Origin of the sequence: Nocardia sp. NPDC046473, assembly GCF_040645995.1 — a bacterium.
In the GTDB taxonomy this organism is placed as follows: Bacteria; Actinomycetota; Actinomycetes; order Mycobacteriales; family Mycobacteriaceae; genus Nocardia.
Window position 1 is genome coordinate 1 of record NZ_JBEYZJ010000016.1, and the last position, 12284, is coordinate 12284.

At 67.3% G+C, this 12284-nt stretch carries 9 protein-coding genes; 5 read left to right on the top strand and 4 right to left on the bottom strand.

Annotation, left to right across the window (positions count from 1 at the left end; genetic code table 11):
• Window positions 1–582 precede the first annotated feature (582 nt).
• Window positions 583–1116 carry a hypothetical protein gene (locus ABZ942_RS42525; RefSeq protein ID WP_357391961.1) on the bottom strand — a complete coding sequence of 178 codons (534 nt, stop codon included), beginning with the start codon at window positions 1114–1116 and terminating at the stop codon, window positions 583–585.
• A gap of 186 nt (window positions 1117–1302) precedes the next feature.
• Window positions 1303–2223 (bottom strand): neutral zinc metallopeptidase, encoded by a 921-nt coding sequence (locus ABZ942_RS42530; protein WP_357391962.1) that lies wholly within the window; start codon window positions 2221–2223, stop codon window positions 1303–1305.
• A 161-nt stretch (window positions 2224–2384) separates the two neighbouring features.
• Between ABZ942_RS42530 and aspS the strand changes: the two genes are divergently transcribed.
• Both aspS and ABZ942_RS42540 read left to right on the top strand, forming a co-directional pair.
• Window positions 2385–4190: an aspartate--tRNA ligase gene (aspS, locus tag ABZ942_RS42535; RefSeq protein ID WP_357391963.1), complete on the top strand. Its 1806-nt coding sequence runs from the start codon at window positions 2385–2387 to the stop codon at window positions 4188–4190.
• 65 nt (window positions 4191–4255) lie between these two features.
• Window positions 4256–5242: a DUF389 domain-containing protein gene (locus ABZ942_RS42540; protein ID WP_357391964.1), complete on the top strand. Its 987-nt coding sequence runs from the start codon at window positions 4256–4258 to the stop codon at window positions 5240–5242.
• On the opposite strand, the gene ABZ942_RS42545 is transcribed toward ABZ942_RS42540, so the two are convergent.
• A complete protein-coding gene (locus ABZ942_RS42545; RefSeq protein WP_357391965.1) occupies window positions 5231–6247 on the bottom strand; it encodes a hypothetical protein in 1017 nt (338 codons plus the stop codon). The two genes, ABZ942_RS42540 and ABZ942_RS42545, sit on opposite strands and share 12 nt — an antisense overlap.
• A gap of 341 nt (window positions 6248–6588) precedes the next feature.
• Here ABZ942_RS42545 and ABZ942_RS42550 point away from each other — a divergent pair, with 341 nt between their 5' ends.
• Together ABZ942_RS42550 and ABZ942_RS42555 are read left to right on the top strand one after the other, a co-directional pair.
• The gene (locus tag ABZ942_RS42550; protein WP_357391966.1) at window positions 6589–7758 is read left to right on the top strand and encodes a kinase; all 1170 of its coding nucleotides are present in this window, start codon (window positions 6589–6591) and stop codon (window positions 7756–7758) included.
• A 335-nt stretch (window positions 7759–8093) separates the two neighbouring features.
• Window positions 8094–8447: a hypothetical protein gene (locus ABZ942_RS42555; RefSeq protein WP_357391967.1), complete on the top strand. Its 354-nt coding sequence runs from the start codon at window positions 8094–8096 to the stop codon at window positions 8445–8447.
• 387 nt (window positions 8448–8834) lie between these two features.
• On the opposite strand, the gene ABZ942_RS42560 is transcribed toward ABZ942_RS42555, so the two are convergent.
• Window positions 8835–10499: an alkaline phosphatase D family protein gene (locus ABZ942_RS42560; RefSeq protein WP_357391968.1), complete on the bottom strand. Its 1665-nt coding sequence runs from the start codon at window positions 10497–10499 to the stop codon at window positions 8835–8837.
• A 379-nt stretch (window positions 10500–10878) separates the two neighbouring features.
• Here ABZ942_RS42560 and ABZ942_RS42565 point away from each other — a divergent pair, with 379 nt between their 5' ends.
• Window positions 10879–12189: a replication-associated recombination protein A gene (locus tag ABZ942_RS42565; protein WP_357392061.1), complete on the top strand. Its 1311-nt coding sequence runs from the start codon at window positions 10879–10881 to the stop codon at window positions 12187–12189.
• Window positions 12190–12284 lie beyond the last annotated feature (95 nt).

Consider the following 12284-nt stretch of genomic DNA (forward strand, 5'->3'; position numbering starts at 1 on the left):
GACAGTTCAGAGAAAGCTGAAGACCTGTCCACGTTTTCCTGTGAAGCAGTGCTGGGCGCGTCGCCTGCCGTACCCGGCTTTAGTTATCGGTCAGGTGCGCAATGTCGTGTTCCCGAGGTGGTCATCTGGCTGTGGTTGCGTTCCAAGCGCTTTGGAGGAAGGGGAGGCGGGGTGGTGGCGGTTCCAGCCTGGCGTCTGGCTGTGGTTGCGTCCCAAGCGCTTTGGGTAAGAGCGAGTAGTCAGTGGTCGGCCCGGTCGAGTGAGCCGTGGTGGTCGCCGCGCATGAATTGTGCAGCCGCGCACGAAATTGCTAGCAATTCCGTGCGCGGCTGTATAACTCGTGCGCGGGAGGGGCTTCCTTACCGTTGGCACCGGAGATCTGTACTCTGTCTCGGATCTGCGCTCGAGGGCCTTAGAGCGCAGATCCGAGATAGGGTGCGGCTGCTGTCGACAGCCCGCTCGGGGTGGTGACAGTTGCTGTGCTGTGCGCGAATTCTTGCGCTGCGGACGGATTTGTGTGCAGCGCATGAGATTGCCGACGATTTCGTGCGCGGCGGGTGAATGAGTGCGCGGCGGGCGGGGTCAGAGGTCTTGGACGAAGGCGTCCAGGAGTTTGCGGTAGAGGTCGGTGAAGCGTTTGCGGGCGGCTTGTTGTTCCGGGGCCAGGCCCTCGGTGAATTCGGGGGCGTAGACGACCAGGTGGGCGTCTTCCTCGGGGGCCTGGGGCATCAGGTCGATGATCTGGCTGCCCTGGTCGGTGATGTTCGGCATGCCGAAGTCGACGGTGGCGAGGGCTCGGGTCTCGGCGAGGGCGGCGGCGAGTACGTCGGGTGGGATGTGGCCGTTGAGTTTTTGCGGGAGGTTGTCCGGATTGCGTTCCGAGGCAACGGCATCGGGGATCTTCACGGCTCGTCCGTCACCGGACACCTCCAGCTGCGGGCGCAGATCGACCCGGGTCTGCCAGCCGTTCGGGATCTTGGTGAGCGTGAGCAGCGCCATCGGTGCGGAGACCGGCCCGTGCACGCTCGGCTGGTCGGGCGGGTCGGCGGCCGCGGTGCCTGTGCCGAGTGCGAGCGCCAGCATGGCAACCAGCAGTGCGGCTTTCGTTCCTCGCATCAATCCACTCTCCTGCTATCCGTGCCTGCGGTACCGGCGATCCGCCGTACCTCATGGCAGCGCGCCGAACCAGGAACGGTTCGGCGCGCTGCCATGTCGATTATTGCGCTGTGCGATGGCCACCACGACGATTGCCGCTGGTCCGCACCGTGCGACCGGTCGATTATCTCAGTGCGGCACCGAGTTTCAGCGCAGCGCGGGTGGATGCTTCAGGTCGGGGGCGGTATACGTGTCGCACGCCTTCACCTGCCCGGTCCGGTATCCGGTGAGGAACCAATTCTGCCGCTGTTCGGAATCGCCGTGCGTGAACTTCTCCGGGTTCACCCGTCCCCGCGCGGCGCGCTGGATCCGGTCGTCGCCGACCGACGCCGCGGCGGACAGCGCGTCCTTGATGTCGTTGTCGGACAGCGGATTCAGGAACGGCTGGCCGCCACCCGGCCCTGGCGTCTTGTCCGCGAAATGGGCCCAGATGCCCGCATAGCAGTCCGCCTGCAGTTCGGTGCGCACCGCGCCCGAATTCGCACCCTGCGGATCCTGTTGGGCGCGGCCGATATCGCCGAGCTGGTTCTGGATGTGGTGGCCGATCTCGTGCGCGACCACATACTCCTGGGCGAGCGGGCCGCCGCTGGAACCGAAGCGATCCACCAGTTCCTGGAAGAAGCTGACGTCGAAGTAGGCGGTCCGGTCGGGCGGGCAGTAGAACGGGCCGACGTCGCTGGTCGCATTGCCGCAGCCGGTGGCTGTCGCGCCGGAGAACAGGGCGAGCTTCGGTTGTACGTACTTCTTGCCGGTCTGCTTGGACAGTTGATCGCCCCACACCACGTCCAGGCTCTGTGCGGTGGCCACCACCCGGCAGTCGACGTACTTGTTCGCGTCCGCACCGGTCTTGCAGTGCGCCGGGGTGCCCGCGCTCGGCTGGGATTGCTGCTGGTCTTCGGCGCCGGTGAACTGGCCGAGGATCGATCCCGGGTCACCGCCGAGCAGCAGTGTGAGTACCAGCACGATGAGGCCGCCCGCGCCGCCGCCCAGTGCGATCTTGCCGCCCATCCCCGGACCACCGGAGGACGCCCGATTGGGATCGATCTGCATGCCCTCGTTGAACGTCATCGTCGTCGCTTTCTCGTTGTCGCCACGGCTCGGACATACCCAGCCGATACAGCTTCGCACGGGTGTGGCGACATCGGTTTCCACTCGACGGATGTGTCTCACTACGATGGGACCGCACCTGGTCATATCGTGCCGGTGCCGGAGTCGTCGAAAGGAACCTTGTGCTGCGCACCCACTTGGCTGGTTCGCTGCGAAGCGAGCATGCCGGTCAGACCGTGACCCTCACCGGATGGGTGGCCAGGCGGCGTGACCACGGTGGCGTGATCTTCATCGATCTGCGCGACGCGTCGGGAGTGTCGCAGGCGGTGTTCCGCGAGGGCGAGCCCGCCGAGCAGGCGCACCGGCTGCGCGCGGAGTACTGCGTGCGGGTGACCGGCGTGGTGGAGCTGCGTCCGGACGGCAACGAGAACCCGGACCTGCCGACCGGCACCATCGAGGTGAACGTCACCGAGCTCGAGGTGCTCAACGAGAGCGCGCCGCTGCCGTTCCAGCTCGACGAGCAGCCCGGCGAAGAGGCGCGGCTGAAGTATCGGTACCTGGATCTGCGCCGCGAAGGCCCGGCGCACGCGATCCGGCTGCGGTCCAAGGCGAACGCCGCCGCCCGCGCGGTGCTGGCCGATCACGAGTTCGTCGAGGTGGAGACGCCGACGCTGACTCGCTCGACCCCGGAGGGCGCCCGCGACTTCCTGGTGCCCGCGCGCCTGCAGCCCGGCAGCTTCTACGCGCTGCCGCAGAGCCCGCAGCTGTTCAAGCAGCTGCTGATGGTCGGCGGCATCGAGCGCTACTACCAGATCGCGCGCTGCTACCGCGACGAGGACTTCCGTGCCGACCGCCAGCCCGAGTTCACTCAGCTCGACATCGAGATGAGCTTCGTACGCCAGGACGATGTGATCCTGCTCGCCGAGCAGATCCTGGCCGGGCTGTGGAAGCTGATCGGTTACGAGATCCCGACCCCGATTCCGCACATGACCTACGCGGAAGCCATGCGCCGCTTCGGTTCCGACAAGCCGGACCTGCGCTTCGGCATCGAGATCACCGAGTGCGCCGAGTACTTCAAGGACACCCCGTTCCGGGTGTTCCAGGCCGATTATGTCGGCGCGGTCGTCATGCCGGGCGGCGCGAGCCAGCCGCGGCGGCAGCTCGACGCCTGGCAGGAGTGGGCCAAGCAGCGTGGCGCCAAGGGGCTGGCCTATGTCCTGATCAACGAGGACGGCACGCTCGGCGGCCCGGTCGCCAAGAACCTGAGCGATGCCGAGCGCGACGGGCTGGCCAAGCACGTCGGCGCGGTGCCGGGCGACTGCGTGTTCTTCGCGGCCGGTCCGGCCAAGGCGCAGCGCGGGCTGCTCGGTGCCGCGCGCGCCGAGATCGCCCGCAAGGTCGGTCTGATCGACGAGAACGCGTGGGCGTTCGTGTGGATCGTGGACGCGCCGATGTTCGAGCCCGCCGCCGAGGCCACCGCGAGTGGCGATGTGGCGCTTGGGCATTCGGCGTGGACGGCGGTGCACCACGCGTTCACCTCGCCGAAGCCGGAGTCGGTCGACACCTTCGACACCGACCCGGGTTCCGCGCTCGCCTACGCCTACGACATCGTCTGCAACGGCAACGAGATCGGTGGCGGCAGCATCCGTATCCATCGCCGGGATGTGCAGGAGCGCGTCTTCAAGGTGATGGGGATCAGCCTGGAGGAGGCGCAGGAGAAGTTCGGATTCCTGTTGGACGCCTTCGCTTTCGGCGCACCGCCGCACGGCGGCATCGCGTTCGGCTGGGACCGGATCGTCGCGCTGCTCGCCGGGCTCGACTCGATCCGCGAGGTGATCGCGTTCCCGAAGACCGGTGGCGGCGTCGACCCGCTGACCGACGCGCCCGCCCCGATCACCGAGCAGCAGCGCAAGGAAGCGGGCCTGGACGCCAAGCCGGCGCCAAAGGGTGACAAGGCCGACGCGAAAGCGGACAAGTCCGCGGAATAGCGGGCAAACGGTACCTTTTGGACAGTTCGATCCGTGCCGGGCGGCACTGACCAGGAGGGGATCCGTTGCTGCATCTGCGCATGATCAGCCCGTCGGCGACGACCGACCGGGTGCTGGCCGTGCTCGCCGCGAACCCAGGCGCCACGCATGTGACCCTGGCTCGCGGCGCCGCGGTGGAACCCGCCGGTGATCTGGTTCAGGCCGACGTCGCGCGCGAGGCGGCCAACGAGGTGCTGGCCGAGCTGACCGAGCTCGGCATCTGCAAGACCGGCGGCATCACACTCGGGCCGGTGGAAACCGTGCTGTCCGAGGCGGGGGACCGGGCGGTTGAGGCGGCGCCCGGTGATCCGACCGATGCGGTGGTGTGGGACGAACTGCTCGCGCAGGTACACGAGGAGTCGACGCTCAACTCGACGTTCCTGGCGTTCCTCGCCATCGCCTGCCTGCTGGCCGCGATCGGCGTTGCCACCGATTCGCCGGTGACCATCGTCGGCGCGATGGTGGTCGGTCCGGAGTTCGGACCGCTCGCCGCGTTCGCGGTCGGGTTGGTGCGCCGCGACTTTCGGCTCGCGCGCCGGTCGGCGATCGCGCTCGCGGTCGGGTTCCCGGTGGCCATGCTGGTCACGCTGGCGGCGACGCTGGTGTGGGAGCAGTTCGGCTGGATCACGCTGAACGGTGTGGAGAGCATCAAGAACGTCGACTTCATTTATGAGGTGGGACCGTTCTCGTTGGTCGTCGCGCTGCTGGCGGGTGCGGCGGGCATGCTCTCGCTGGTGACGGCGAAGTCGGCGGCGCTGATCGGGGTGTTCATTTCGGTGACGACCGTGCCCGCGGCCGGATTCGCCGTTGTCGCGGCCACTTTGGGGCAGTGGCATATCGCGTTCATGTCCGCAGGGCAGCTCGCGGTGAACCTGGCCGGGATCATCGTGGCCGGGGTGATCGTGCTGGAACTCCGGCCTCGCGCGGGTAGCGAGGCCGGGCCGGTGGCGCGGTTTCAGCGGTGGATCGGAATGCGTGCGCTAACAGACAAATCCGACATTTCAGATTGGTGAGACGGGGCCGCCGGTCAGTGTGCGGTAGGCGTAGGTGACCGCGATGACCGCGACCGGTCCTGCGACCAGCAGGCCGAGTCCGCACAGCAGCGCGCCGACCAATGTCACGAACAGGACGGCGAGCGCGAGCAACAGCACCGGCCACACGTTGGTGACCACCAGGGTGGCACTGGACTTGATCGCCTCGAACGGACCCTCGTTCTGATCGATCACGAAGTGCAGCGAGAACATGCACAGCACGCCGACGATCAGTCCGGGCACGATGCAGATCGCCGACCCGATGAAGGTCAGGATGAACGCCAGCAGGGCGGTGATCAGCACATTGCCCGCATTCAGGAAACGGAAGTACGACCCGAAATGGGGTTTGCTGCCGTCGGTTTCATACAGCGCGCCGCGCACCATCGCGGCCTGCAGCAACCACACAGCAGCCAGCACCGCGAGGAAGATCAGCAGCAGCGGGAGCATCGTCGTCGGGTCGGTGAGCTGCACGACGAGCACGAAACCGAGATAGATGACGAGCCCGGCCGCGACGGCGCCCATCCATGGTCCGGGGTTCGAGCGGAACTTCTCCCAGCCGTAGCTGAGCGCTTGACCGACATCGAGGGTGCCGGGGGCGGAGGTGGTCTGCTGGTAACCGTAGGTCGCCTGCTGTCCCGTGTCCTGCGGCATCATGCCTGGTTGCATGCCCTGCGGTGGCATCGAACTGTACGGCATGTTCCCTTGTGGCGGCATCGATCCCGGTGCTGCCGAGCCGGGTGGGGGCGTGCCGGGACCTGTCCCCGGCGGACCGTAACTGGGCGGCGGTCCGTAACCTGGCTGGCCGCCGGGAGCTGGTTGAGCCGAGTATCCGGGCGGGGCCCCCGCGCCGGGCTGGGCCGGATGACCAGGCTGGGCAGCGTAACCCGGCTGCGGAGACGCCACCGGCGGTGGCGGCTCGACGGGTTCGGTGCCGTACTGCGCCGCGCCCGGACCTTCGAACTGCGGATATCCGGCCGGCCCAGCCATCTCGTGGCGACTCTGCCCGGTGCCGGTATCCGGTGCTTGTGGAGTGTGACTCTCGTGTTGCCCTGGCCGTGCCGCGTAGCGTTCGTCGTCTCCGTGGTCGGGAGCGTCGCCAGCTGATTCGTGGGGCGGGGGAGGCGGTGTGCCGGTCATGCCATAGACCTTTCCACTCAACTGGTTTGCGGTGTGGCGCAGAGCAGTTGACGATGAGAAAACCTGACGAGTGCAATCGTGTCAAGCAACGCGCGCTCGTCCCGTAACCTCGAGGGAGACACGCCGAACGACGCGGAAAGGTTGTGTATCCGCTCGCTAGAAGTGACCTGATGCGAGTAACTTGAAGGGCGATGACCGCACTATTGGCCGAACGCGCCGCCGAAGTCGTGTCCGCAGCGCAACAGTTGCTCACAAAGCGAATGGGTGCTCCGGTAAAGCTGAGCGATCCGATCGAACTCAGCGGTAGTGGTAGAACGACGGTTCTCCGTGTGCGTGTTGCGGAAAACGCCTTCTCGTTGCCGCGGACCTTGATCGTGAAACAAGTTCGCGGGCACTCGCATGACCGCACCACGGGCGGTCTCGCACCCGGAGTCGCCAGCATCGACTCCGCGTTCCTACGTGAAGCGGTGTCGTATCAGTTCACCACCGCGTTGAGCCGCGAACAGCGGCCCGGTGCGTACCTGATCGCGCACAGCCTGCCCGAGCGGTTGCTGATCCTCAGCGATCTCGGCGAGAACTCGCTGCTCACTCAGATGCTGCAGTCCGGCGCTGAGCCGGCCACCAGGAACGGGCTGATGGCGTTCGCGCAGGCGCTCGGCCGGATGCACGCGGCAACCGTCGGCCGCGAGGCCGATTTCGTTGCGCTGCTGCGTCGGGTCGATGTGGTGCATCGCGTCGATGGCATTGCTCAGCAGGCCGAATCCGCGATCGCCGAGGTGCCCGGTCTGCTGCAGCGGGAGTTGGGCATCGAGGTGCCCGGCGAGATCGCCGAACGGATCGTGCGCGGTAACCGGCTGTTCTCCGCCGGGCGATTCCGGGCGTTCAGTCCGTCGGATCTGTGCCCCGACAACGTCATTCTCAACGAGGAGGGCGCGCGGTTCCTCGACTACGAGTGGGGTGGGTTCCGTGACGCCACGCTCGATATCGCGTATGCGCTGGTGTCGTTCCCGGGCTGCCTGTGCGACTTCGAACTGTCCAGGGAACGGGCCAGGCAGATGGTCGAGGCGTGGCGCTCCGAAGTGGTCGGGGTGTGGCCCGCGCTGGCCGACGACGAGGTCATGTCCGAGCGGATCCTCGAGGCCCGGCTGATCTGGGTGTGGTTGTCCACCTACTGGTTCCTGCCCGCGGACCATGCGCGGATCGCGGCGGCGCGTGAGCACGGGTTGTCGGTGCCCCGGTCGGAGGCGTTGATCAACCGCTGGGCCGCGTTGGCCGAGGATGCGCGGTGCACCGGGGACGATATCGTCGGCGACTTCGCCGAGGATGTGTCGGCGATGCTGGAAGAGCGCTGGTCCGAATAGAATTCGCGGGAATTCTTTCCCTTGCAGTTGTCTGAAACTTTCTGTCTGCCGCTGTCTTTGTGGTGAACAGATAACGCGGGAAATCCGATTTCAGTCAGGCTGAAGGTAATTGAGGTGGGCTACTGGCTCACCGCTTGTCGCGGTGGTACTGCTTGCAGCACGCCTTTTTGATTTCCCGCACACTGACTCGCCGCACTGGCACGCGTGCGGATGTCGGACGGCGGGTGGCCGCGCCGGAAAATCATCGGAGACCCGGTAATCGGGGGCGGTGGTTGTGCGCCGGTCGCAGTAGGCTGGAGTGTTCTAGACCACGGGGTTCGAGAGGGGTGGTCACAGTGAACACTGTGCTGTTGATAGTTGTCGCGGCCGTCGTCGTAGCTGTCGTGCTGGCGGTGATCGTGCGTCGACGGAGACGCCTTCGGCTGGCCGAAGACTTCGACCAGCTGACCCGCGCCCGGCAGTCCGGCACCGTGCTGAGCTCGCAGATCACCAGTCCACGAACTCGGCGTCGTCGCAAGCGGGGGTTTGCCGGCGGTGGCGACGGTAGCGGCAGCTGGGCCCTGGGCGGGATCGGGTTGTTCGGTGGCGGCGGCGGCGGTCACGGCCACGGTTGTGGTGGTGGCCACGGCGGCGGCTGCGGCGGTGGCGGCGGTTGCGGCGGTGGTGGTGGCTGCGGCGGCGGGTCGTAGCGAACGCTCTGCCACCTGGCCGGCATCGCACGCGGCGTGAAGCCCTCGTCTGCCCGACCGCGTCAGCTCCGGCGTCGAGCGCGGTTTGGGTTGCCTGCCTGGTTGAACGGTCCGTCGGCTGTCTGGCGTCGAGTGTGATTGGCGCTGAGCGTGGCTCGGTTGTCTGCTTGCCCGAGCGTCCAGTCGGTTCGCTGGCGCCAGCCGGAGCTCGAGGTGCCCGGCGCGCTCAGACAGCTCACTTGTGCGGGGAGTGGCCCAAAGCTGCTGCTTGCCCGGACGCGGCATGAGTTCACCGGCCACCGGCGCTGAGCGTGGTTTGGGTTGCCTGCCTGGTGAGCGGTCCGTCGGCTGGTCGGCGTCGAGGTGCCGACCCGCGCGGACGCTTCGTCAGCTCACCGGTGCTTGGCGTGGTTCCAATCGGCCGCCGGGGCGTACCGCGAGTGAAGTGGCGTGGCGGACACCGGAATTCGGGTCTGTCACGTCGACTAGGTAGAACCAGTCCATCTGGGTTTGGTCCGGGGTTACCTCTAGCACGCCGTAGCCGTGGGAATCGAGTTCGACGTAGCGCATGTGGCGGTTGATGCCCTTGATGGACTCCGCGATCGGTGCCGAGTTCAGTTTCAGCATGTCGCCGATGCTGGTCGAGGTGATCGATGGGACGACGAATTCGGCGCCGACCGTGTTGCCCGCGGGGTAGTCGGCGGTGTCGGCGGGGAGGTCGGCGGCCCATGAGGAATGGATGTCGCCGGTGAGGAAGACCACGTCCGAGACCTGCTGTTCGGTGATCGCGCGGAACAGGCGCTGGCGGTCGGCGGTGTAGCCGTCCCACTGGTCGCCGTTCACCGTGAGGCCGGACTGCGGGATGCCGAGGGTGCTGGTGATGGCCGCGGTGGTGGCGGGTTCGAGCGGCGGGAAGACCAGCGGTGCGATCATCACCGAGTTGCCGACCAGCTTCCAGCGGACCGGCGCGGACGCCAATCCTGCGGTGAGCCACTCCATTTGGGCCTTGCCGGTGATGGTGCGCGCCGGGTTGTCCGCCTCGCGCCAGCCTGCGCCGGGCTTGGCCTCCTGGTCGCGGTAGCTGCGCAGGTCGAGCATGGATAGTTCGGCCAGCGTGCCGAAACGCAGCCTGCGATAGATCTGTACATCCGCACCGGAGCCCTGCGCGCGCACCGGCATCCACTCCAGGTAAGCCTGCGCGGAGGCGGCCCGGCGGTCCTGCCAGTTGCCCTCGGTGACCGGGTCGTGGTTGTTCGCGCCGCCGGACCAGGAGTTGTCGGCGGATTCGTGATCGTCCCAGGTGCAGATGAACGGCTGGCGGGCATGCAAATCCAGCAGATCGGGGTCGGTCTTGTACTGCGCGTGCCGAATTCGGTAGTCGGCCAGGCTGACGGTCTCGTTCGCCGGATCATGCGGGCGCACAGTGCCATTGCGGCCGCCGTACTTGCCGCGGCCGTACTCGTAGATGTAATCGCCGAGGTGCACGATGGCGTCGAGGTCGGTGCGCGCGGCCAGGTGGCGGTAGGCGCCGAAGTACCCGGCCTCCCAGTTCGCGCAGGACACGATGCCGAACCGGAGGCGCTCGGGCGCATCGGAGATAGCGGGCGCGGTCTTGGTGCGGCCGACCGCCGACGTTTCACTGAGCGCGGTGAACCGGTAGAAGTAGACGGTGCCCGGCGTCAGCCCGGACACATCGACTTTCACCGTGTGGTCGGAAGATGCTGCGGCCGTAACGTTTCCGGACGCCGCGAGCACACCGAACCGCTCATCCTCAGCGACTTCCCAACGCACGCTTGCCGATTCGCCAACACCTGAACCGGGCGTCGCATCATCGGACACGGTCACGCGAGTCCAGAGGATGACACCGCTCGGCAGCGGATCACCGGACGCCACTCCATGCCGGAACACCCCACCCGCCGCCTGTGCAGGCGCAGCCGTCAGCAGCGCCGTCGCAGTGGCAACCGCGCCACTTTTCAGCAGCGTGCGCCGCGCCAACGACCCGAACGGAGAATCTGAAACGACCACGTTTTCAGCCACGGGTATTGATCCCATCCGATGTCCGCCCGCCACGCAAATCGGCCCGCCGAACCGGCCCAGAGTTATCGAACGGGACATGACGGCAGCCCGCTCTGCGCGTCCATGCCACTACATCCATATCGGTGACTGCCTGGCCGCGGCCGCGCAGTCGAACGGGATGTGGTGGCAGCCCGGTTGATGTGTTGGCCGTCGGGAGACGGGACAGATCGGCCCGTCGAACCCGGCCCGGAATCATCGAACGGGACATGGTGGCTGACCACACGGCGTGTGCCCGCCGCTACGTCCGTTTTGGTGCCTGCGCAGCCGCGGCCGGGCCGTCGGACAGGCTTGTCGGTGGGCGTCGGTAACGTTGCGCGGTGTGACCGATGGCTTGTTCGACGTGCCCGGCGACGGGGTGCCCGCAGAGCACAGCATCGACAATGTGGTGCGGCGGGATTCCGGCGCGCCGCTTGCGGTGCGGATGCGGCCTGCGTCGTTGGACGAGGTGGTCGGGCAGCAGCATCTGCTCGGGCCGGGGTCGCCGTTGCGGCGGCTGGTCGAGGGGTCGGGGGCGGCGTCGGTGCTGCTGTACGGGCCGCCCGGTACGGGTAAGACGACGCTCGCGTCGCTGATCTCGCATTCGACGGGGCGGCGGTTCGAGGCGCTGTCGGCCTTGTCGGCGGGCGTGAAGGAAGTGCGCGCGGTCATCGATGTGGCGCGGCGCCGACTGTCGAATGGTGAGCAGACCGTGCTGTTCATCGACGAGGTGCATCGGTTCTCCAAGACACAGCAGGACGCGTTGCTCGCCGCGGTGGAGAACCGGATCGTGCTGCTGGTCGGCGCGACCACCGAGAATCCGTCGTTTTCCGTGGTGTCGCCGCTGCTGTCGCGCTCCCTGGTGCTGCAACTGCAATCGCTCACCGAGGACGACATCCGTCAGGTCCTGCAGCGCGCGATCCATGACCAGCGCGGGCTGGACGACCAGTACACGGTGTCCGACGAGGCGCTGGACCACATCATTCGGATCGCGGGCGGTGACGCTCGCCGCGCACTCACGGCGCTGGAGGCCTCGGCCGAATCGTCCCTGGACGGCAATGTCGGCGTCGAACTCGTCGAGGCCAGCGTGGACAAGGCCGCCGTCCGCTACGACCGGGCAGGCGACCAGCACTACGACGTGATCAGCGCCTTCATCAAGTCCATCCGCGGCTCCGACGTCGACGCCTCGCTGCACTACCTGGCCAGGATGCTCACCGCGGGGGAGGACCCGCGTTTCATCGCGCGCAGGCTGATGATCCACGCCAGCGAGGACATCGGCATGGCCGATCCCACCGCCCTGCAAACCGCCACCGCGGCAGCACAGGTCGTCCAGCTGGTCGGTCTGCCGGAGGCTCGTCTCGCGTTGGCGCAGGCCACCATTCATCTCGCGAGCGCCCCGAAGTCGGGTGCTGTCATCGCCGCGCTCGGCGCGGCCATGGCCGACGTCGCGGCGGGCAAGGCGGGCGCGGTGCCGCCGCACCTGCGCGACGGGCACTACGCGGGCGCGGCCAAGCTCGGCAACGCTCAGGGCTACAAGTACCCGCACGACAACAAGGACGGCGTGCTCGCTCAGCAGTACCCGCCGGACCAGCTGGTCGGCGTGAACTACTACCAACCCACCGACCACGGCAACGAACGCGAGGTCGGCCCTCGGGTGGACAAGTTGCGCCGGATCATCCGCGGAAAGTAGGGGCGTACCTCGCCCTGTGCTCCGGTCGGCGGACACCGCGAACACCAGGTCGGCTCGCGCAGGAACAGCCGACCGAAAATCTACTGTGAAGCTGG